Raw genomic sequence first — 21,019 nt, 5'->3', positions numbered from 1 at the left:
TTGACCTTTGCCAGGCAGGGGAACATCCTTGAAGAGACGCAGCGCCCGAAGCGTTGCGACGTCTTCAGAAAGGCCGGCCCGATGTTCGAATCCCTGGACGCAACGCTGCTTGCACGGTTTCAGTTTGCCTTCACGGTGTCCTTCCACATCATCTTCCCGGCGTTCTCCATCGGGCTTGCCAGCTACCTGGCCGTGCTGGAAGGGTTGTGGCTCTGGACGAAGGACGAGGTCTATTTCGCGCTCTTCAATTTCTGGAAGACGATCTTTGCGCTCGCCTTCGGCATGGGCGTCGTGTCCGGCATCGTCATGTCCTATCAGTTCGGTACGAACTGGAGCGTCTTCTCCGACAAGGCCGGCCCCGTCATCGGGCCGCTGATGGGCTATGAGGTGCTGACGGCCTTCTTCCTGGAGGCAGGCTTCCTCGGCATCATGCTGTTCGGGCTCAACCGCGTCGGTCCGAAGCTGCATTTCTTCGCCACGCTCATGGTCGCCGTCGGCACGCTGATCTCGGCGACATGGATTCTCGCGGCCAATTCCTGGATGCAGACGCCTGCGGGCTTTTCCGTCAACGACGCCGGCCAGTTCGTGCCTGTCGACTGGTGGGCGGTGATCTTCAATCCTTCCTTCCCCTACCGGCTGGTGCACATGGTGCTGGCCGCCTACCTGACGACGGCCCTCGTGGTCGGCGGCGTCGGCGCCTTTCACCTGCTGCGTGGCGACGCGCCCAAGCGCGCCCGCAAGATGTTCTCCATGGCCATGTGGATGGCGGCGATCGTCGCGCCGATCCAGATCTTTGCCGGCGACATGCACGGCCTCAACACGCTCGAGCACCAGCCTGCCAAGGTCATGGCGATGGAAGGGCATTACCAGAGCCATCCCGACGGCGCGCCGCTCATCCTGTTCGGCATTCCGAATTCCGCCGAGCAGCGGGTGGATTACGCCGTCGAAATCCCCAAACTGTCGAGCCTCATTCTCAAGCATGACCTGAACGCGCCGCTTGCCGGCCTCGATACGGTGCCGCGCGAGCTTCACCCGCCCGTCGGCATCGTTTTCTGGGCCTTCCGGATCATGGTGGGGATCGGTTTCGCCATGCTGGGCCTCGGCCTCTGGTCGCTGTGGTGTCGCTGGCGCGGCACGCTCGGCGATAACCGCTGGCTGCACCGCGCCGCCGTCGTGATGGGACCGGCCGGCTTCGTCGCCGTGCTCGCCGGCTGGGTGACGACCGAGGTCGGCCGGCAGCCCTACACCGTCTATGGCCATCTGCTGACCTCGCAATCGGTGGCGCCCATCGCGGCACCCGCCGTCGCGACATCGCTTATCGCCTTCATCGTGGTCTATTTCCTGATCTTCGGTGCCGGCACATTCTATATCCTGCGCCTGATGGGCCGCCTGCCGCGCGATCCGATGCCAGACCTCGGGGAGGGGCCGATACGCTCCGCCGGCATCACGCCGGCCCCGGCCATTGCCACCAAACCCGGGAGCCAGCACCATGGCGCTTGACCTTCCCTTCCTCTGGGCGGCGATCATCGCCTTCGCGGTGCTTGCCTATGTCATTCTCGACGGTTTCGACCTCGGGGTCGGCATCCTGTTTCCCTTCTTCAAGGAAAAGCATGACCGCGATGTCATGATGAACTCGGTCGCGCCCGTGTGGGATGGCAACGAGACGTGGCTTGTGCTGGGCGGGGGCGGGCTGATGGCGGTTTTTCCGCTGGCCTATGCCACCATCCTGCCGGCGCTCTACATGCCGCTCATCCTCATGCTGCTCGGTCTGATCTTCCGGGGCGTCGCCTTCGAATACCGCTGGCGCACGCGGCGCGGCGAATTCCTGTGGGACTTCGCCTTTGCCGGCGGCTCGATGGTCGCCTCGTTCACGCAAGGGGTGGCGCTCGGGGCGCTGGTGCAGGGCATCGACGTCGAGAACCGCGCCTATGCCGGCGGCTGGTGGGACTGGCTGACACCGTTCTCCATCGCGACGGGCCTGGCGCTGCTTGTCGGTTATGCGCTGCTCGGCGCCACCTGGCTGGTGATGAAGACGAGCGGCGATCTCGCCGCCCGCGCCCGCCATTATGCCATGCGGGCGGGCATCGGCACGCTCGCCGCCATGGGCATCTTCAGCCTCTGGACGCCGTTTACCGAGCCGCTCTACTTCGAGCGGTGGTTCGGCTGGCCGACCGTCATCTTCAGCGTGCTCGTGCCGGCACTCGTGCTCGGATGTTTCGCGCTGCTCGTCTACGGCCTGAAGACCCGGCACGATGCCTGGCCGTTCGTGGCGGCGCTCGGCCTCTTCGTGCTCGGCTTCGCCGGCATCGGCATCAGCTTCTATCCCTATATCGTGCCGGCCTCGCTGACGATCTGGGAGGCGGCGGCACCGCATGAGAGCCTTGCCTTCCTCATCGTCGGCGCGTTGGTGCTCGTACCGATGATCCTCGGCTACACCGTTTATGCCTACTGGGTGTTCCGCGGAAAGGTCGATCCGGAGGAGGGGTATCATTGATGGCGGAACGCTCGCTCGGCCGCAAACTGCTGTGGTTCGTGGCGCTGTGGATGGCCGGCGTCCTGACGGTCACCGCCGTCGGTTTCGTCATCAAGCTGGCGATCGGAACCTGACTTCACGTAACGTCAATCGCTCCAGCCTGACGCCAGCTTGCCGCTTTAGGTTCCGCGTCGGCCAGCATGCAGGCCCGCCAGCAGAAGACAGGACCGCACCCTCCTTCCGCTCACGCCCCGGGCCTGCATGTGGCCTTGTGTCCCGTCACCGACAGATGCCTTTCCCCCCAAACGTTCCTCTGCTATCCGGGTGCTCATGAAGGAGACCGGAATGGCGAAGACTGCGGCAGACTGCACGACGATGGCGGAAATCCGGGAAAACATCGATCGGGTCGACAAAGCCCTGATGGCGCTTTTCGAGGAACGCTGGAGCTTCATCCGCCGCGCCGCTGAGATCAAGGCGGGCCTTGGTATTCCCGCCGATGTCCCGGCGCGCGTGAAGGAAGTGCGCGACAATGCCAACCGCAACGCGCAAGCCCATGGCCTCGACGGCGATTTCTACGAGGAGATCTGGGCGCAGCTCATCGAGCACGCCATCGCCTATGAGAAGGCGCAGCTCGGCGAGGGCTGAAGTGCCGCGGGTCAGCGCTGGTTGCGCTTGCCCAGATGGTCTTCCCATTCGAGCGCGGTCCGCACGATGAAGGGCAGGTCGTCATATTGCGGCGTCCAGCCGAGTTCCTTCATCGCGACCGAAGGATTGGCGACGATCAGAACCGCGTCGCCCGGGCGGCGGCCGGCGATGCGGACGGGAAAATCCTTGCCGGAGACGGCTTTCACCTGCTCCAGCACTTCCAGCACGGAGAAGCCGCGCCCATAGCCGCAATTGGCGACGATCGAGCCGCCGCCGGCGCGCATGCGCTGCAGGGCCTTCAGATGCGCATTGGCAAGATCGGAGACGTGGATATAGTCGCGGATGCAGGTGCCGTCGGGGGTCGGGTAGTCCGTACCGTAGACATCCATGCCGTCGCGCTTGCCGAGTGCGGCTTCGCTCGCCACCTTGATGAGATGCGTCGCGCCCGCCGTCGACTGGCCGGTGCGGCCACGCGGATCGGCACCGGCCACGTTGAAGTAGCGCAGCGCCGTATAGGTGAAGTCATGGGCGGCGGCGGTGTCGCGCAGCATGATCTCCGTCATCAGCTTGGAGGAGCCGTAGGGCGATTCCGGGCGCAGGGCCGCACTTTCGAGCACGGGTTCGGTGCCGTCGGGCGTGCCGTAGACGGCGGCCGTGGACGAGAAGACGAAATAGGGCACCTTCGCCGCGACGGCGGCGGCGATCAAGGCGCGTGACTTGACGGTGTTGTTTTCGTAGTAGGAGAGCGGATCGGCGACCGATTCCGGCACGATGATCGAGCCGGCGAAGTGGATGATGGCGTCGATGCTGTTTTCGGCGAAGATCGTGGCGAGCAGCGCGGCATCGGCGATGTCGCCCTCGTAGAACCGCGCTTCCGGCGCCACCGCCCAGCGGAAGCCCGTGGACAGGCGGTCCAGCACCACGACGTCTTCGCCTGCATCCACCAGCGCCCAGACCATATGGCTGCCGATATAGCCCGCGCCGCCTGTGACAAGAACCGCCATGGAAAATCTCCGAATCGCCTGAATTTCAGGCATATCACTCTGCCTGCCCGCGAGACGCAACCGCTTATTGTACGGTGCCGGCACACCAATATGAGGGATGCAGCATGTCCGATCGCTTCATCGTGCTGTCCGGCTGCTCCGGCGGCGGAAAATCGACCCTGCTCGACGAATTGCGCCGGCGCGGCCATGCCACGGTCGAGGAACCCGGCCGCCGGATCGTGCAGGCGGAACTGGCGGCGGGCGGCAGCGCGCTGCCGTGGCTCGACATGGCCGCCTTTGCCCGCCGTGCCATCGATCTCGCGCTGGCGGACCGGGCCCGCATGCAGGACCATCCCGGCTTCGTCTTCTTCGACCGCGGGCTCATCGATGCGGCCTGCGCGCTGGAGGCCCATGGCGGCGAGCGGGTCCTGGAGGGCCTGGCCGCCGCCCACCGCTATCATCGCAAGGTGTTCCTCACGCCGCCATGGCCGGAAATCTATGCCGGGGATGCGGAACGCCGGCACGGCTTCGATGCCGCGCTGGAGGAATATGAGCGGTTGAAGCAGGCCTATCCGCGCCTCGGATACGAAACGGTCGTGCTGCCGAAGGTTCCGGTGGAGGCGCGGGCGGATTTCATGCTTGCCCGGCTGTGAGGGCCGTCAGCGTGCCGCGATGTACCGTGCCAGCCGGTCGGCTGCTTCCAGGATGTCTTTGGGGTCGCGCAGGAAGCAGGCGCGCATGAACAATTCGCCGCCCGGCCCGAAGGCGGTGCCCGGGGCGAGGCCGACATTGGTGCGGTCGACGATATCGAGGGCGGCACGCCGCGAATCCGTGACGCCGTCGATCTTCAGGAAGGCATAGAGCGCCCCGTCGGGTTTCAGCGTTTCCACCCGGTTGGTCGCGATCAGCGCGTCGCAGAAGACGTCGCGGTTCTTCGCCGCCTTGTCGATATTGGCCTGCACGAAGGCATCGCCCTCGTCGAGCGCGGTAATGGCGCCCTGCTGCAGGAATTGCGGCACGCCCGAGGTGGAATACTGGACGAGGTTCTCGATCACCTGGCCCATTTCCGGTGGCGCGACGATCCAGCCGACGCGCCAGCCGGTCATCGACCAGTTCTTCGAGAAGGAGTTGACGAAGATGACGCGGTCGCCCTCTTCCATCACGTCGAGGAAGGACGGCGCACGGCCGCCGGCATAGTGGTAGAGCGCATAGATCTCGTCGGCCATGATCCACAGGCCATGGCGGCGGGCCATCGCAAGCAGGTCCGAAAGGTCCTCGCGCGTCGCGGTCCAGCCGGTCGGATTGGATGGCGTGTTGATGAAGAGCACGCGGGTCTTCGGCGTGATGGCGGCCTCCACGCGGGCCAGATCGATCTGCCAGCGGCCGTTTGCGAAATCGAGCGGCACCGCGATAGGATTGGCGCCGGAAAGCTCGGCCGCCGCCGCGAAATTCGGCCAGGTCGGCGTGAGGTAGACCATGTCGTCGCCGGGAGAGACCAGCGCTTCGATGGCGAGCTTGATGGCCTGCATGCCGGAGCCGACGACATAGAAGTGCTCGGGCGGCAGCGAGATGCCGAAGCGCCGGGCATAATAGCGCGACAAGGCTGCCCTGAGTTCGGGAATGCCGCGCTGCCAGGTGTAGAAGGTCTCGCCGCGCATCAGGGCATCGGAGGCCGCGCGGGCAATGAAATCCGGCGTCGGCAGGTCCCCTTCGCCCACCCAGAGCGGGATCAGCCCCTCGCGGCCGCGCGCATAATTCACGACTTCGACGATGCCGCTCTCCGGCGCACGCAGCGAACGGGGGCTGAGGCTTTCGGCGATGGTCATGCAAATCTCTCCGGAAAATCGCGACAAGACGTGCCCGTCGGGCAAGGTCACCAAGCTCTAACCGGTTTTGCAGGACCATTCACGCGCGTTTCTTTGACACATGCATCGAATTCGGTGATGGGACGACGCGCGGGGCAGGGCCCTTCCGCCGTGTCGTAGACATGAAAAAAGCGAGGGTGGCCCCTCGCTTCCTCATCCCGGCCGGGCCGGGGAAGTGCTTCGCGCAGTGCCAGTACATCCGTGGTCACGGCGTTGCGAAACACGACTTTCGTGTCTGACGGCAGGTCTATCGGCTCGCTGTAACAGCGGTATGACAGGGTCCGGTCCGTCGGTGATATGAAGTCTGTGCCTATATGGTTAACAAAAGGTTAAAATTCCAGGCCGTGAAAAAATTCGCCTTTCGGGGCGATGGAAGTGTGCATGCCAAACGTCTTCCTCGTGGTCTCAGTGCGAGCTGTGGGTGATCACCCCCGATGTCGTCGTCTTTCGATTGACAAGCCGGGGCACGCTCCACGACAGTGGCGGCAGCGAGACGGGCAGCGGTAGGAGGACTTGATGTCTATGCGCGCAATCTTCGGTTTCTCGGCACTTCTTTTCTCCGCCGTAGCGTCACCATCCATCCCGGCCCATGCCGCGGAAACACGCACCGTCGTGACGACGGAAAACAGCGATTATTTCGGCTTCGACCTGCGCACCGTACAGGATGTGACACTGGACCAGTGCAAGACGGCTTGCGTCGACGACCTGTCCTGCCGCGCCTTCACCTACAATCCCAAGGTGAAGTGGTGCTTCATGAAGAGCGATTTCAATCAGCTCAACCACTTCCAGGGCGCCATCGCCGGCAAGATCGTCAAGGCCGACGATGCCGCCGATATCGGCGCGCCGCCGGCCCTTGCCTTCATCAGCGAATATATGACGGCCGACGCCCGCGCGTTCCGCGACAATCTCGCGCTCGCAAGCGGGCAGGAAGGACAGGGTGCCGAAAGCCTGGCCTCGCTCGGCCGCATCGAGACGGCGTCGAGCCGTTTCGACGAGGCGCTGGCCGCCTACAAGGGCGCGCTGTCGCTCGCCCCGGATGATTTCTTCCTGTGGATCGAAACCGCCGAATCCATGGGTCGCGCCAACAACAACAGCTACCTCGCGGGGCAGGGCGCGCTTGCGGCGATCAACGCCTACCAGCTCTCGCGCACGACGGAGACGCGCGCCCGCGCGCTGGCCGTGCTCGCCGATACGCTCGACAAATCCGGCAGCTACCGCGCCGGCATCAACGCCTACAAGGCGAGCCTCGACCTGAAGGACGACGTGGCGATCCGTTCGGCCTATCTCGGCCTGCGTGCGCGCCAGGGCTTCCGCGTGGTCAACCACACGATCGATTCCGACAGCGCGACGCCGCGCGCCTGCGTCGAGTTCTCCGAACCGCTGGTCAAGTCCGGCGCGGACTATGCCTCCTTCGTCACGCTCGACGGCGCGGCACCCAAGGCCGTCGAAGCCAAGGACCGGCAGATCTGCATCGAGGGCCTCACGCACGGCCAGCGCTACAAGATCGCGTTCCGCCCGGGCCTGCCGTCCGCTGTGGACGAGCCGCTGGCCGCGGCCGTCGATCTCGACATCTACGTGCAGGACCGCGCCGCCATGGTGCGCTTCACCGGCGACGGCTTCGTGCTGCCCGGCAGCGTGCGCCGCGGCATTCCGATCGTTTCGGTCAACACCGACAGCGCCGACCTGAAGCTCTACCGCGTCGGTGACCGCGCCATTGCCGGCCTGCTCGCCGAAAGCCGCTTCCTCACCCAGCTCGACGGCTATTCCGCCAGCAATATCGAGAGCCAGAGCGGCGAACTCGTCTGGCAGGGCAAGATCGATATCTCGCCGGAACTCAACAAGGACGTCGTCACCAGCTTCCCGGTCGACGAGGCGCTGCCTGAGCGCAAGCCGGGCGTCTATGTGCTGACCGCCGCCGCCTCCAACGGCCGCAGCAATGAATGGGATGCGAAGGCCACCCAGTGGTTCGTCATTTCCGATGTCGGCCTGACGACCTATGCCGGCACCGACGGCCTCAATGTCTTCGCCCGCTCGCTCGACAGTGCGGGCCCGCTGGAAGGCGTCGAACTGCAACTGATCGCCAAGAACAACGAGATCCTCGGCACGGCAACGACGGACAGCGACGGTCGCGCCACCTTCACCGCCGGCCTGATGCGCGGCACGGCGGCCAACACGCCGGCCGTGATCTTCGCCAGGAAGGGTGAGGACGATTTTGTCTTCCTCGACATGACGCGCGCCGGCTTCGACCTGTCGGACCGTGGCGTGACCGGCCGCCCCGCTCCGGGCGCCATCGACGTGCTGGCCTGGACCGAGCGCGGCATCTACCGTGCCGGCGAGACGGTGCACGCCTCCGCGCTTGCCCGCGACATCGAGGCCAACGCCGTCGAGAAACTGCCGCTGACCTTCGTCTTCAACCGTCCGGACGGGGTGGAAGACCGCCGCATGGTCTCCGACGGCGCGGCTCTCGGTGGCCATGCCATCGATCTGGCGCTCCAGGCCAACAGCATGCGCGGCACCTGGACCATGCAGGTCTTCACCGATCCCAAGGGCACGGCGATTGCCGAAAAGCAGTTCCTCGTCGACGACTTCGTGCCCGATCGTATCGAATTCGACATGACGAGCGAGGCCAAGGAAATCGAGGCCGGCGTTGCCGCGCCCGTCTCGGTCGAAGGCCGTTACCTCTATGGCGCGCCCGGCGCGGGCCTGGAAATCGAGGGCGATGTCGCGCTGAAGCCGACCCGCGAGGACCCGGCCTATCCCGGCTATGTCTTCGGCCTTGCGGATGAAGAGGCGATCGAGGAAAGCCGCATTCCGCTCGAAGGGCTCGGCGTGCTCGACGAGGCGGGCAAGACGACGTTCGACGTGCTTGTCAACGACATGCCCTCGACCACCCAGCGCCTCGAAGCGCTCGTGACGCTGCGCATGAACGAAGCCGGCGGCCGCGCCGTCGAGCGCAGCCTCACCCTGCCGGTCAAGGCGTCCGGCCCGATGATCGGCGTGAAGCCGGAATTCCAGGGCGAGCTTTCGGAAAACAGCGTCGCGAACTTCACCGTCGTCGCGGTGACGCCGGACGGCGCCCGCGAAGCGATGCAGGGCCTGCCCTGGAAGCTGCTGTCCGTCGAACGGGATTACCAGTGGTACCGCGATGGCAGCTCGTGGCGCTACGAGCCCATTCTCTCGACGAAGCAGATCGCCAACGGCACGCTCGATGTCGCCGCCGACGGCGGCAAGATTTCCGTGCCGGTCACCTGGGGCCGCTATCGCCTGGAAGTCGAAAGCCCCGAGCCGGATGGCCCGGCGACGAGCGTGGAATTCGATGCCGGCTGGTATGTCGCCGCCACGTCGACGGAAACGCCCGACGCGCTGGAAATCTCGCTCGACAAGGAAAATTATGCGGTCGGGGACACGGCCAAGCTGAAAGTCTCGCCGCGCCATGCCGGCCAGCTTCTCATCACCGTGGGGGCCGAAAGCCTGATTTCCACCCAGACCGCGGAAATCGGCGCCGAGGGCGGCGAGGTGGACATCCCCGTCACCGAGGCGTGGGGGCCGGGCTCCTACATCACCGCAACGCTCTTCCGTCCGGGCTCCGACCAGGAAAGCCGCATGCCGATGCGCGCCATCGGCGTCACCTGGCTGAAGGTCGATCCGGCCGATCGCAAGCTCGACGTCTCGCTCGACGTGCCGGAAAAGACGCTGCCGCGCCAGCCGCTCGACATTTCGCTGAAGGTCGCCGGTGCGGGGGCGGATGAAGAGGCCTATGTCACGGTCGCAGCCGTCGATGTCGGCATCCTCAACCTTACGCGCTACGAAGCGCCCGATCCGGCTGGCTGGTATTTCGGCCAGCGCCGCCTCGGCATGGAAATCCGCGACCTCTATGGCCGCCTGATCGACGGTTCGCTCGGCGCCACCGGGCGCTTGCGCACCGGCGGCGACGGCGGCGAGGGCGCCCTTCAGGGCAACCCGCCGACGGAAAAGCTCGTGGCCTTCTTCGCAGGTCCCGTAAAGCTCGATGCGGACGGCAACGTCAAGGTCAGCTTCGACATTCCGCAGTTCAACGGCACGGCCCGCATCATGGCCGTCGCCTGGACGAAGACCGGTGTGGGTAGCGCGTCCAAGGACGTCGTCATCCGCGATCCGATCGTGGTGACGGCAAGCCTGCCGAAGTTCCTCGCACCCGGAGACCGTTCCGATCTCAGGCTCGATATCGTCAACACCGATGCGCCGGCCGGCGACTACAAGGTCGCGATCACGCACAACGCTTCCGTCATGGTCGAGCAGACCGGTGCGGGCCAGACGTTGACGCTGGAACCCGGCGCCAAGACCGCGCTCACCCTGCCGCTCATTGGCGGCGAGATCGGCGATGGCCTCGTCACCGTGACGCTCACCGACGGCAACGGCCTGTCGCTCGAGCAGGCGCTGAACGTGCCCGTGCGTCCGGCGGCCATGCCGATTACCACGCGCCGGCCGATCGAGATCGCCGCCAATGGCAGCCTGACCATCGACGACCAGCTGCTGGCCGACAGCCAGCTCGGCGGCGCCTCGGTCAGCCTCAGCGTGTCGCGGGCCGCCGCCTTCGACATTCCGGCCCTGCTGATGTCGCTCGATCGCTACCCCTATGGCTGCACGGAGCAGACGACGAGCCGCGCGCTGCCGCTGCTCTATCTGAGCGAACTGTCCAAGCAGTCCGGCCTGCCGGAGGATACCGAAACGCAGAAGCGCGTGCAGGAGGCGATCTACCGCGTGCTCGCCAACCAGTCCTCCTCGGGCAGCTTCGGCCTGTGGTCGCCGGGCTATGGCGACCTGTGGCTCGATGCCTTCGTCACCGACTTCCTGACGCGGGCCCGCGAACAGAAGTTCGACGTGCCGGAACAGGCCATGCTGCAGGCGCTCTCCAACCTGCAGAACGCGCTGTCCTATGACGTCAATGTCTCCAACCAGGGCAGCGAGATCGCCTATGCGCTCTATGTGCTCGCCCGCAACCGCAAGGCCGCGATCAGCGACCTGCGCTACTACGCCGATACGAAGCTGTCCGAGTTCACCTCGCCGCTCGCCCGTGCGCAGCTTGCCGGTGCGCTCGGCCTCTACGGCGATGCGCAGCGGTCCATGGCGCTCTTCTCCAATGCGCTCGGCCTGTCCCGCGACAGCATCATGAATGCAAGCCTCTCGCGCAGCGACTATGGTTCGTCGCTGCGTGACGGCGCGGCAATCCTGGCGCTGGCCGCCGAAGCCCGTCCCGTGCCGACGATCATTCCCGAACTGGTCAAGCAGGTCGGCACGCAGTGGGAAAACAAGCGCTGGACCAGCACGCAGGAGCAGACCTGGATGCTGCTTGCCGCGCGCTCCGTGAAGGACGCCGACAAGAACCTGAAGCTCGAAATCAACGGCGCCGAACACGCCGGCGGCTATGCCGCGCAGATGACGGGCAAGTCCCTGCTGGAAAATCCGCTGACCGTCGCCAACCGCACCGGCGAGCCGGTCTCGGCCATGCTGACGACGGTGGCGGCCCCGGCCGATCCGCTGCCGGCAGGCGGCGACGGCTTCGCTATCGAGCGAACCTACTACACGCTCGACGGCGAGGAGGCCAACATCACGGAGGCCCGGCAGAACGAACGCTACGTCGTCGTGCTCAAGGTGACGGAGCATAACGACTGGGCCTCGCGCATCATCATCACGGACCTGCTGCCGGCCGGTTTCGAGATCGACAATCCGAGCCTGGTCGACAGTGCGAAGCTCGCCAATTTCGACTGGCTCGGCGAGACCGAGACGGCGCATACGGAGTTCCGCTACGACCGCTTCGTCGCGGCCTTCAACCGCAGCGAGGGCAACAACCGCGACGTGACGGTCGCCTATGTCGTGCGCGCCGTGACACCCGGCACCTATGACCTGCCGGCCGCACAGGTGGAAGACATGTACCGTCCGCAATACTCCGCCCGCACCGCGACCGGCCGCATGCAGGTCGTCAAGGCCGAGTAGGAGAGGGCGGGCCGATGGCGCTCTGGCGCAAGCTCCTGATCGGCTCCCTCGGCGGGGCGGCGGCAATCGCCGCGCTTGCCGCGGGGCTGGATTATGCGGACCGTGCCTATCCGCCACCGGTCGATGTCGCCGGCATCGTGTCGAAGGAGGTGCTCGACCGGGACGGCCGCCTGCTGCGCGCCTTCGCCACGCCCGAGGGGCATTGGCGGCTGAAGACCACGGCCGCCGATGTCGATCCGCAGTTCCTGCGCATGCTCGTCGCCTATGAGGACCGCCGGTTCGCCGCGCATTCCGGCGTCGATCCGCTGGCCCTGCTGCGCGCGGCCGGGCAGTTCCTCACCAATGGCCGCATCGTCTCGGGCGCCTCCACGCTTTCCATGCAGGTCGCGCGCCTGATCGAGCCGCGCGAAAACCGCTCGCTGCTCGCCAAGTTGCGCCAGATGGCGCGCGCCATCCAGCTCGAGCGGCGGCTGTCCAAGGCCGAGATCCTGGATCTCTACCTGACGCTCGCGCCCTATGGCGGCAACCTGGAGGGCGTGCGCGCGGCAAGCCTCGCCTGGTTCGGCAAGGAGCCGAAGCGCCTGTCCGTCGCCGAAGCCGCGCTGCTCGTCGCCCTGCCGCAATTGCCGGAAAAGCGCCGCCCGGACCGGCATCGCGCCGCGGCCGAAGCGGCCCGCGCCCGCGTGCTGGACCGCATGGCGGTGTCCGAGCTGATCGGCGAGGGGGAGGCGGAGCGTGCAGGCGGCGAGGCGGTGCCGGACCGACGCCGCCAGCTTCCCGCCTTCGCCGCGCACCTGTCGGAGCTTGCCTTGCGCAAGGAGCCGAAGGCGACGGAGCACCGCACGACGCTCGATCGCACCGTGCAGGACGGCCTGGAGACCGTCGCGCGCGAGGCGGCCGAACGCCTCGGGCCGAAGGTCTCCATCGCCATGGTCATGGCCGATGCTCGCACCGGCGAAATCCTCGGCGAGGTGGGCTCGGCGGACTATTTCGATGGCAGCCGCGCCGGCTGGATCGACATGACGCGCATCCGCCGCTCGCCGGGCTCGGCCCTCAAGCCCTTCATCTACGGCCTTGCCTTCGAAGAGGGGCTCGTCGCGCAGGAAACCATCGTCGAGGACCGCCCCTCCGATTTTTCCGGCTATCGCCCGCGCAATTTCGACATGACCTACCAGGGCGACGTCAGCGTGCGCAAGGCGCTGCAGATGTCGCTCAATGTGCCGGCCGTCCGCCTGCTCGAGGCGGTCGGTCCGACGCGCATGATGGTGCGTTTCCGGCGCGCCGAGGTGCGGCCGGTCCTGCCGCCGGGCGAGACGCCGGGCCTTGCCATCGGCCTGGGCGGCCTCGGCATCACGCTGCGCGATCTCACGCAGCTCTACGCGGCGCTCGCCAACCGCGGCATGCCCGTGCAGCTCGGCGACGGCATCACCGGCGAGGCCGCGGTGATCAACGGCGATCCGCTGCTCGATCCGGTGGCCGTCTGGCAGGTTTCGGATGTGCTTTCGGCCGTCACGCCGCCCGCCGGCAGCCGCCGTCTCGGCATCGCCTACAAGACCGGCACGAGCTATGGCTACCGCGATGCCTGGTCCGTCGGCTATGACGGCCGCCATGTGCTCGGCGTCTGGGTCGGCCGGGCCGACAACGGCGCGGTGCCCGGCCTGACCGGCTACGGCGCTGCGGCGCCCATCCTCTTCGAGGCCTTTTCCCGCTCGGGCCTTGCCATCACGCGCCTGCCGCGCGCGCCCTCCGGCGCGGTGCGCATCGCCCAGTCCGAGCTTCCCGCGAGCCTGCGCCGTTTCTCGACGACGGCAAACGGCCTCGTCGCGACCGTGGCGCGCGAGCCGGCCCCGCAGATCGTCTATCCGCCGGAAGGCGCGCATGTCGAGCTTGGCGCCACGACGGGTGCCGACATCGCCCCGCTCGTGCTGAAACTCCAAGGCGGCCGCGCGCCCTTCCGCTGGCTCGCCAACGGCAAGGTCCTCCCCGACGCCGCCCGCCGCCGCACGACGCAATGGATGCCCGAAGGCGCCGGCTTCTCGACCCTGACAGTCATAGACGCCGCCGGCCGCGCGGCGAGCGTGCGGGTGTTCATCGAGTGACGATGTGGCGCATCACTTACTCTCGCCGGTGTACGTTTAGTTATTGGCGGCAATTTTTGGGAGCTACCCAGCGTCCCTTAAAGTGAATGAGGAAATGGTTCCGCGATAGCCGCTTCTGCCGCCAGCAGCGCATTTCTTTTTGCCAATGTCTCGCGATAGTCCTGCGCTTCCACATCTTTAAAGAACGGCGCTCCTGGGGCCAGTCGTGCAACCGCGGCTTCAACGTCATCCAGCTTTGCGCGGAAGAATTCCTTTCGATAGTTTTGCGCATTGACACGGACAGCCTCGAACTCGGCATGGAGGGCTCTTTCGAGAGCCGGCGCGTCGTCACTATAGATTATGGCGTGCGTATCGAAGATGAAGGGTACGCTCGCGTCCCCAAGCTCTCGCACGCGGTCTGCGGGATCGAGGCGGCGTGTCAGACCGATTTTAACGACGTCATCTCCGAAGGAACCGACGTTTGAAATGATATAGACGTACCCCGAGCGGGTTCGCTCGGCCATAGCCTGTGCGCGTTCGAATTTTGCATGGGCTTCCGCGAGGTCTCGTTCAAGCATTGCGATCTGTGAATTGAATGCATCCAATTTCGGCCCGATCGCGCTTTCCGCTTCAGCCTTGGCTTTGTCTAGGAGTCGCTTATAGCGGGCCTCTTCTTCTTCTGCCCGTTCCATATCGCGGATGAGCTTTTGTTCCTCCTTCGCAGCCCGAGCCATCTCCGCTCGCTCTTCGCGTTCAGCCTTGAGTTTTTCCCGATACTCATGCGTAAGGAACAGCTCTTTGAATTTCAGCTTCACATAATTCGGTGTGATGCTGACATGATTGGACTCGTTAAGGCTGTTGATTTGAGCGAAGGCACTGGCGATGCGCTTCTCCATCGCATTGACGTTGTTCCACCGCGTATTCGCGATAGCAGCCTCGCACTCATTATTGAAAACTCTGAGCGTGAGCTTGATGTTACGGTTCGTCATCACTTTGCCTTTGGCAAGGCTGCCCTCGACATGCCATTGTGTCGGACACACCACCGCGGACTTTTCGGAAATCATCGCCTTTTGAGCGGCGCGCACCATGTCGATATTGCGCTTATATTCCTCGCTGTCGCTGTACTCGAAGTGTGGCTCATATACGCCCATTTCCGCGAAAGCTAATTTCTCGTCGAAAACGGCGACCTCCTTTAAGACGGTCAAATACCGCTTTCTTGTCGGCATAGGAGGCCCGAAGCTCGACCAACTTCGTTTTCCAGTCTTCGATTTGGGCTTTGATCGAGTTGCATTCCGCTTCGAGATCTAGAACCGGCTTGAAACGCTCCTCCATTGCTTTCAGGCGCGTGGTGAGGTTTAGCCTTTCTGCTTCCAGCGAGCGACCGAGGGCGACAATCCTCTCCGTAGCCGCCGGAGTGTCCACGAGTTTAGTTCTCGCTGCGGATGAGACGTCTTCGGCCATGGATTGAGTATCCATGAGTTTCGTCGCCAGGTCTTGGATGGCCTGTTCGAGAGAAAGTCGCTTGCGCTTCTCACGCAAGGCTTTGGCGATAAAGAAAACAAGAATGAAAGGCATCGCCAAAATGACGAGCACAACCCCCACAGCAACGTACGGCGAAATCACAAAATCCCCCAAGCAATTTTTCGCTAGGGTTGTATTTCTCGCCGGAAGAGTCAATCGATCGTATATTAGGCGGATATGATCGAGAGGCGGCTACATCAATCGCGGCACCGCTATGTTGTCTTGCGAAGGTGCGGGAAAGTGGATGCAGCGCTATAATGAGACCGGGGTGATGCTCGCAACGGTCTTAAAAACGATAATTCGTGGAAGAAAAATGGTGCTGCTAGAGAGATTTGAACTCTCGGCCTCTCCCTTACCAAGGGAGTGCTCTACCCCTGAGCTATAGCAGCATCCGGCGAAACGGGATCTGTTTCGCGTGAGCGAGGGCCTATTGCCATAGGTGGTTCGGCAGTGCAAGCGGCGAAATGGCGATTGTCGCAACAAATCTGTCGGGGCACACGCTTTTTTCGTTCGCTGGAATTCGTTATGAGAAACGGCATGAGCGGCAAGGACGAGACGAAAGACAGGAAGACCAGGACGGAAGCGGAGATTCGCGCCGAGCGGCTGGCAAGGACGCTGCGCGACAACCTCCAGCGCCGCAAGCAGCAGGCGCGCGCCCGGCGCGCGGGCGCGGCCGACGAGACGATGGGTCTGCCGGCTGCGCCCTCTGCCGCAAAAAAAGACGAATCGGACGGTTAGTCGAGCCTGTCTTCAGCAGAAGGCGACGGGGGTGATTTTTCAAACCGGGGCACGCCTGAGGCGGGCGACCGGCGCGGGCTTCATTTTTCTTTTGCGATGCTCTAAAGAGGCCGCCATCTCCGAACGCCGATATTCTTCGAGAAAGGCGGGCCCGGCCCGTAATCGCACATGGATCGTATCAGGATTGTAGGCGGCAACGAACTCAAGGGTATCATCCCGATTTCGGGTGCCAAGAATGCAGCACTGCCGCTGATGATCGCGTCGCTCCTCACCGACGACACGCTGACCCTGGAAAACGTGCCGCATCTGGCCGATGTCGAACAGCTCATCCGCATTCTCGGCAACCACGGCGCCGATATCACCGTCAACGGCCGCCGCGAGCGCCAGGGCGAGGGCTACTCCCGCACCGTCACTTTCACCTCGCGCAACATCGTCGACACGACGGCGCCCTACGAGCTGGTCTCGAAGATGCGCGCCTCCTTCTGGGTCATCGGCCCGCTCCTGGCGCGTGAAGGCAAGGCCCGCGTCTCGCTGCCCGGTGGCTGCGCTATCGGAACGCGTCCGGTTGACCTCTTCATCGAGGCCCTTGCGGCGCTCGGCGCCAAGCTGGAGATCGATGGCGGTTATATCGAGGCAACCGCCCCGGCTGGCGGGCTCATCGGCGCGCGCTACACCTTCCCGAAGGTTTCCGTCGGCGCGACGCATGTCCTCATGATGGCGGCGACGCTTGCCCGCGGCATCACGGTCATCGGCAACGCCGCGCGCGAGCCGGAAGTGCAGGATCTCGCCAAGTGCCTCAACGCCATGGGCGCGAAAATCACGGGTGCGGGCACCTCGACCATCACCATCGAGGGCGTCAACCAGCTCTCCGGCGCGCGCCATCGTGTCCTGCCCGACCGCATCGAGACCGGCACCTACGCCATGGCCGTCGCCATGACGGGCGGCGACGTGGTGCTGGAAGGCACGGATGCGTCCCTGCTCGAAACGGCGCTTGAGGCGATCCGCCGCTCCGGCGCGGAGATCACCGCCACGGAAGGCGGCATCCGCGTGGTGCGCAACGGCGGCGGCATCAAGCCGGTCGACGTCGTGACCGATCCCTTCCCGGGTTTCCCCACGGACCTGCAGGCGCAGTTCATGGGCCTGATGACCAAGTCGAACGGCATGTCGCACATCACCGAGACGATCTTCGAAAACCGCTTCATGCATGTGCAGGAACTGGCCCGCCTGGGCGCGAAGATCTCGCTTTCCGGCCAGACCGCCAAGATCGAAGGCGTCGAGCGCCTGCGCGGTGCGCCGGTCATGGCGACAGACCTGCGTGCCTCCGTGTCGCTGGTCATCGCGGGGCTGGCCGCCGAAGGCGAGACCATGGTCTCGCGCGTCTACCACCTCGACCGCGGCTTCGAACGCCTGGAAGAGAAGCTCACCCGGTGCGGCGCCATCGTCGAACGCGTCAGCGACTGACGGATCGGCAGCGATAAGATTGAACACGCCGACGAGGGGCGGGGCGTTTTTGTAAACGCTCCGCCCCTTGCCGTTGCAGTCGGCCGCGCGCCGTCCTATTTCGTGATCGACTATTCGAGATGCCGCACAGCCCGGCGCAAAGGACCCGACCATGGACAGCCTGAAACTGCTTGCCCTCGACACGGAAGATCTCGCCGTCGTCTCGGCCCACCTGCAGGACGCGGTCTTCAAGACCGACGGCCTCGCCTATGATGCCCGCCACCACGTCTTCTCCGTCGTCGTCAACCGTTTCGTGTGGGAAAAGGCGGCGCGGGCGCGCGGCAAGAGCTTCGAGCGCCGGCGGGCGGCGATTGCCTTCAAGCGCGTCAATGCCGTACGTTCGATCGGCATCGACCGGAAGGACAAGGACGCGGTCCTCTCGCTGCTTGCCATCAACTTCACGCCGAGCGGCGAGGGGCCGGATGGAACGCTGGAACTCGTGCTTTCCGGCAGCGCCTCCATCGCGCTCGATGTGGAATGCGTCGAAGTTCAGCTTGCAGATACGGGCGGAGCATGGGAAACCAGCTTGAAACCCCGCCATCCAGCGGTTTGAGAGCATGAGCCGGCCTTTGTGCCGGAGACGACAGGGACGGACGACTTGGCGATCAGACTTGACTACCAGAGCAGTGATTTCGAAAGCCGGTTCGCTGCCTTCCTGACCACCAAGCGCGAGGTCTCCGAGGACGTCAATGCCACCGTGCGCGCGATCATCGACGACGTGCGTGCGCGTGGCGACAAGGCGCTCGCCGACTATTCCCGGAAATTCGACGGCCTCGATTTCGCGACCACCTCCATGCGCGTCTCGCTTGAGGAAATCGACGCGGCCTTTGACGCGGTCGATCCGAAGATCATCGCCGCGCTGGAGCTTGCCGCGCAGCGCATCGAGAAGCACCACGCCCGCCAGAAGCCGAAGGACGACATCTACGAGGACGATATCGGCGTGGGGCTCGGCTCGCGCTGGACGGCGATCGACGCCGTCGGCCTCTATGTTCCCGGCGGCACGGCGAGCTATCCGAGCTCCGTGCTGATGAATGCGGTGCCGGCCAAGGTGGCCGGCGTGCCGCGCGTCGTCATGGTCGTCCCGGCCAGGGAAGGCGCGATCAACCCGGCGGTTCTCGCCGCCGCGCGCATTGCAGGCGTCGACGAGATCTACCGCATCGGCGGCGCGCAGGCCGTGGCGGCCCTTGCCTATGGCACCGAGACCATCGCGCCCGTGGCGAAGATCACCGGTCCCGGCAATGCCTTCGTCGCCGCCGCCAAGCGCCAGGTCTTCGGCACTGTCGGCATCGACATGATCGCTGGCCCCTCGGAAGTGCTCGTCATCGCCGACGGCGACAATGATCCGGATTGGCTGGCCGCCGACCTGCTCGCCCAGGCCGAGCACGATGCCGGCGCCCAGTCCATCCTCGTTACCGACAGCGTCGCCCTGGCGGATGCCGTCGAGGCGGCCGTCGAGCGGCAGCTGAAGACGCTGGAGCGCGCAGAGACCGCTGCCGCGAGCTGGCGTGATTTCGGCGCGGTCATTCTCGTTCCGGACCTGAAGAAGAGCATCCCGCTCGCCAACCGCATCGCCGCCGAGCACCTGGAGATCGCGACGGCCGATCCGGACGCGCTGATGGCGGAAATCCGCAATGCCGGCGCCATCTTCGTCGGCCGCCATACGCCGGAAGTCATCGGCGATTACGTCGGCGGTTCCAACCACGTCCTGCCGACGGCCCGCTCCGCCCGCTTTTCTTCTGGCCTCTCGGTGCTCGACTACATGAAGCGCACCTCGATCCTGCGGCTCGGCGCCGAGCAGCTTCGTGCGCTCGGCCCTGCCGCCATCACGCTTGCCGAAGCCGAAGGGCTCGGCGCCCATGCCCGCTCCGTTGCCATCCGGCTCAACCTGGAAGGCTAGGCCATGGCCGCGACGGGCAACTTCCGCCTCTGCGATGTGGTTCTGGACGAGACGATCGGCCGCGCCACGCCTGACGTGGAGCACGAACGCGCCGTTGCCATCTTTGACCTCATCGAGGAAAATTCCTTCGAGCCTGTCGGCCATGCCGGCGGGCCCTATCGCCTCCATCTCTCGCTGGTCGATTCCAAGCTCGTCTTCGCCATCCGCACGGAGGGCGGCGAGCCGGTCGCAACGCATATCCTCTCGCTCACGCCCTTCCGCCGCATCGTGAAGGACTATTTCATGATCTGCGAGAGCTACTACCAGGCGATCCGTTCCGCCACGCCCAGCCAGATCGAGGCGATCGACATGGGCCGGCGCGGCATCCACAACGAGGGCTCCCAGACGTTGATGGACCGGCTGTCGGGCAAGATCAAATTCGACTTCGACACGGCCCGCCGCCTGTTCACGCTCGTCTGCGTTCTCTACTGGCGCGGGTGAGCGGATGGAGGGCGTTTCCCCGGCACCCGATATCGATGCGCCGCGAACGCCCCGTTCGATCCTCTTCATGTGCCGCATGAATGCCGTGCGCTCCCCGATGGCCGAGGTGCTGGCGCGCGACATGCTGCCCGGCATCTACGTCGCCTCGGCCGGCGTGCGCCCCGGCGAGCGCGATCCCTTCGTCGATGCGGTGCTGGGCGAGGTCGACCTGTCGCTCGGCCGCCATGCGCCGCGGTCGCTGGAAGACCTGGAGGACGACTATTTCGACCTCATCGTCACGCTCGCGCCGGAAGCCCACCACGCCGCGCTCGAGCTCACCCGCTCCATGGCCGTTGACGTCATGTACTGGCCGACGCCCGATCCGACGGTCGCAACCGGCACACGCGACCAGATTCTCGCCGCCTATCGCGAGGTTCGGGAGTTCCTGAAGGCGCTGATTGCGAAGCGGTTGAAGGGGCCCGGCTGAGCGGCCGGAGGCATGGATAAGACCAAATGCAGAAAGCCGCTGCTTCGGTGTTCACAAAGCATCGGGGATTGTGTAGTTTCCGGCAACTTTTCCGAGGCGGACCATAAAGCCTGCCCCGAATCTACCTTCCCGAATCTATCTTCAAGGAATATCGCTCAAACATGGCAAAAGAAGAAGTCCTCGAATTCCCCGGCGTCGTGACGGAACTGCTTCCGAACGCGACCTTCCGCGTCAAGCTCGAAAACGAGCACGAGATCATCGCGCACACCGCGGGCCGCATGCGCAAGAACCGCATCCGCGTTCTGGCCGGCGACAAGGTGCTGGTCGAGATGACGCCCTACGACCTCACCAAGGGTCGCATCACCTACCGTTTCAAGTAAGTCCTCTTGCAAGCCGAGGG

General features: G+C 65.0%; 17 protein-coding genes and 1 tRNA gene. 13 read left to right on the top strand and 5 right to left on the bottom strand.

Annotated elements, in window-relative coordinates; all coding sequences use genetic code 11:
* Window positions 1-81 precede the first annotated feature (81 nt).
* The 3 genes from GR158_RS04155 to GR158_RS04145 all read left to right on the top strand — a co-directional run bounded on the left by GR158_RS04155 (window position 82) and on the right by GR158_RS04145 (window position 3,118).
* On the top strand, window positions 82-1,500 hold the full coding sequence (locus GR158_RS04155; RefSeq protein ID WP_160870103.1) for a cytochrome ubiquinol oxidase subunit I: 1,419 nt from the start codon (window positions 82-84) through the stop codon (window positions 1,498-1,500).
* Window positions 1,490-2,494 carry a cytochrome d ubiquinol oxidase subunit II gene (gene cydB / locus GR158_RS04150; RefSeq protein WP_160870102.1) on the top strand — a complete coding sequence of 335 codons (1,005 nt, stop codon included), beginning with the start codon at window positions 1,490-1,492 and terminating at the stop codon, window positions 2,492-2,494. Before GR158_RS04155 ends, cydB begins: the two co-directional genes overlap by 11 nt.
* 324 nt (window positions 2,495-2,818) lie before the next feature.
* Window positions 2,819-3,118, top strand: coding sequence for a chorismate mutase family protein (locus tag GR158_RS04145; RefSeq protein ID WP_134650864.1), 300 nt, complete (start codon window positions 2,819-2,821; stop codon window positions 3,116-3,118).
* Between the two features lie 11 nt (window positions 3,119-3,129).
* On the opposite strand, the gene galE is transcribed toward GR158_RS04145, so the two are convergent.
* Window positions 3,130-4,122, bottom strand: coding sequence for a UDP-glucose 4-epimerase GalE (gene galE / locus GR158_RS04140; RefSeq protein WP_134650865.1), 993 nt, complete (start codon window positions 4,120-4,122; stop codon window positions 3,130-3,132).
* A 104-nt stretch (window positions 4,123-4,226) separates the two neighbouring features.
* Here galE and GR158_RS04135 point away from each other — a divergent pair, with 104 nt between their 5' ends.
* Window positions 4,227-4,754: an AAA family ATPase gene (locus tag GR158_RS04135; RefSeq protein WP_160870101.1), complete on the top strand. Its 528-nt coding sequence runs from the start codon at window positions 4,227-4,229 to the stop codon at window positions 4,752-4,754.
* Between the two features lie 6 nt (window positions 4,755-4,760).
* On the opposite strand, the gene GR158_RS04130 is transcribed toward GR158_RS04135, so the two are convergent.
* A complete protein-coding gene (locus GR158_RS04130; protein WP_160870100.1) occupies window positions 4,761-5,927 on the bottom strand; it encodes a pyridoxal phosphate-dependent aminotransferase in 1,167 nt (388 codons plus the stop codon).
* A gap of 561 nt (window positions 5,928-6,488) precedes the next feature.
* On the opposite strand from GR158_RS04130, the gene GR158_RS04125 reads away from it, so the two are divergent.
* Together GR158_RS04125 and pbpC are read left to right on the top strand one after the other, a co-directional pair.
* Entirely contained in the window at window positions 6,489-11,939 is a 5,451-nt protein-coding gene (locus GR158_RS04125) for an alpha-2-macroglobulin family protein (RefSeq protein ID WP_202402153.1), read from the top strand.
* A 14-nt stretch (window positions 11,940-11,953) separates the two neighbouring features.
* Window positions 11,954-14,038 carry a penicillin-binding protein 1C gene (pbpC, locus tag GR158_RS04120; protein ID WP_160870098.1) on the top strand — a complete coding sequence of 695 codons (2,085 nt, stop codon included), beginning with the start codon at window positions 11,954-11,956 and terminating at the stop codon, window positions 14,036-14,038.
* A gap of 77 nt (window positions 14,039-14,115) precedes the next feature.
* Here pbpC and GR158_RS04115 read toward each other — a convergent pair whose 3' ends face one another.
* The 3 genes from GR158_RS04115 to GR158_RS04110 form a co-directional block, all read right to left on the bottom strand.
* On the bottom strand, window positions 14,116-15,222 hold the full coding sequence (locus GR158_RS04115; protein ID WP_246665533.1) for a DUF4041 domain-containing protein: 1,107 nt from the start codon (window positions 15,220-15,222) through the stop codon (window positions 14,116-14,118).
* Window positions 15,155-15,652, bottom strand: coding sequence for a hypothetical protein (locus GR158_RS25285; protein WP_246665532.1), 498 nt, complete (start codon window positions 15,650-15,652; stop codon window positions 15,155-15,157). Before GR158_RS25285 ends, GR158_RS04115 begins: the two co-directional genes overlap by 68 nt.
* A 200-nt stretch (window positions 15,653-15,852) precedes the next feature.
* Window positions 15,853-15,927, bottom strand: a tRNA-Thr gene (locus GR158_RS04110).
* A gap of 148 nt (window positions 15,928-16,075) precedes the next feature.
* On the opposite strand from GR158_RS04110, the gene GR158_RS04105 reads away from it, so the two are divergent.
* The 7 genes from GR158_RS04105 (at window position 16,076) to infA (ending at window position 20,999) form a co-directional block, all read left to right on the top strand.
* On the top strand, window positions 16,076-16,276 hold the full coding sequence (locus GR158_RS04105) for a hypothetical protein (protein WP_134650869.1): 201 nt from the start codon (window positions 16,076-16,078) through the stop codon (window positions 16,274-16,276).
* Between the two features lie 168 nt (window positions 16,277-16,444).
* Window positions 16,445-17,737, top strand: coding sequence for a UDP-N-acetylglucosamine 1-carboxyvinyltransferase (murA, locus tag GR158_RS04100; RefSeq protein WP_160870097.1), 1,293 nt, complete (start codon window positions 16,445-16,447; stop codon window positions 17,735-17,737).
* Window positions 17,738-17,888: 151 nt separating this feature from the next.
* On the top strand, window positions 17,889-18,329 hold the full coding sequence (locus GR158_RS04095) for a DUF2948 family protein (RefSeq protein WP_160870096.1): 441 nt from the start codon (window positions 17,889-17,891) through the stop codon (window positions 18,327-18,329).
* A gap of 45 nt (window positions 18,330-18,374) precedes the next feature.
* On the top strand, window positions 18,375-19,673 hold the full coding sequence (hisD, locus tag GR158_RS04090; protein WP_160870095.1) for a histidinol dehydrogenase: 1,299 nt from the start codon (window positions 18,375-18,377) through the stop codon (window positions 19,671-19,673).
* 3 nt (window positions 19,674-19,676) lie between these two features.
* Window positions 19,677-20,153, top strand: a complete 477-nt coding sequence (locus GR158_RS04085; protein WP_134650873.1) for a UPF0262 family protein — start codon at window positions 19,677-19,679, stop codon at window positions 20,151-20,153.
* Between the two features lie 4 nt (window positions 20,154-20,157).
* Window positions 20,158-20,619 (top strand): low molecular weight phosphatase family protein, encoded by a 462-nt coding sequence (locus GR158_RS04080; protein WP_134650874.1) that lies wholly within the window; start codon window positions 20,158-20,160, stop codon window positions 20,617-20,619.
* Window positions 20,620-20,780: 161 nt separating this feature from the next.
* On the top strand, window positions 20,781-20,999 hold the full coding sequence (infA, locus tag GR158_RS04075; RefSeq protein WP_004435948.1) for a translation initiation factor IF-1: 219 nt from the start codon (window positions 20,781-20,783) through the stop codon (window positions 20,997-20,999).
* Window positions 21,000-21,019: the final 20 nt, after the last annotated feature.

The sequence above is a fragment of the Shinella sp. AETb1-6 genome (genome assembly GCF_009826875.1).
Lineage (GTDB): Bacteria > Pseudomonadota > Alphaproteobacteria > Rhizobiales > Rhizobiaceae > Shinella > Shinella sumterensis.
Note: the sequence above shows the minus strand (reverse complement) of the source record. Positions and strands in the feature narration are given on the sequence as shown.

What these genes read in the sequence shown, in the direction of transcription:
- GR158_RS04155 (WP_160870103.1), top strand. Translation starts at nt 82, where the DNA reads ATGTTCGAATCCCTGGACGCAACGCTGCTTGCACGGTTTCAGTTTGCC.
- cydB (WP_160870102.1), top strand. Translation starts at nt 1,490, where the DNA reads ATGGCGCTTGACCTTCCCTTCCTCTGGGCGGCGATCATCGCCTTCGCG.
- GR158_RS04145 (WP_134650864.1), top strand. Translation starts at nt 2,819, where the DNA reads ATGGCGAAGACTGCGGCAGACTGCACGACGATGGCGGAAATCCGGGAA.
- galE (WP_134650865.1), bottom strand. Translation starts at nt 4,122, where the DNA reads ATGGCGGTTCTTGTCACAGGCGGCGCGGGCTATATCGGCAGCCATATG.
- GR158_RS04135 (WP_160870101.1), top strand. Translation starts at nt 4,227, where the DNA reads ATGTCCGATCGCTTCATCGTGCTGTCCGGCTGCTCCGGCGGCGGAAAA.
- GR158_RS04130 (WP_160870100.1), bottom strand. Translation starts at nt 5,927, where the DNA reads ATGACCATCGCCGAAAGCCTCAGCCCCCGTTCGCTGCGTGCGCCGGAG.
- GR158_RS04125 (WP_202402153.1), top strand. Translation starts at nt 6,489, where the DNA reads ATGCGCGCAATCTTCGGTTTCTCGGCACTTCTTTTCTCCGCCGTAGCG.
- pbpC (WP_160870098.1), top strand. Translation starts at nt 11,954, where the DNA reads ATGGCGCTCTGGCGCAAGCTCCTGATCGGCTCCCTCGGCGGGGCGGCG.
- GR158_RS04105 (WP_134650869.1), top strand. Translation starts at nt 16,076, where the DNA reads ATGAGCGGCAAGGACGAGACGAAAGACAGGAAGACCAGGACGGAAGCG.
- murA (WP_160870097.1), top strand. Translation starts at nt 16,445, where the DNA reads ATGGATCGTATCAGGATTGTAGGCGGCAACGAACTCAAGGGTATCATC.
- GR158_RS04095 (WP_160870096.1), top strand. Translation starts at nt 17,889, where the DNA reads ATGGACAGCCTGAAACTGCTTGCCCTCGACACGGAAGATCTCGCCGTC.
- GR158_RS04085 (WP_134650873.1), top strand. Translation starts at nt 19,677, where the DNA reads ATGGCCGCGACGGGCAACTTCCGCCTCTGCGATGTGGTTCTGGACGAG.
- GR158_RS04080 (WP_134650874.1), top strand. Translation starts at nt 20,158, where the DNA reads ATGGAGGGCGTTTCCCCGGCACCCGATATCGATGCGCCGCGAACGCCC.
- infA (WP_004435948.1), top strand. Translation starts at nt 20,781, where the DNA reads ATGGCAAAAGAAGAAGTCCTCGAATTCCCCGGCGTCGTGACGGAACTG.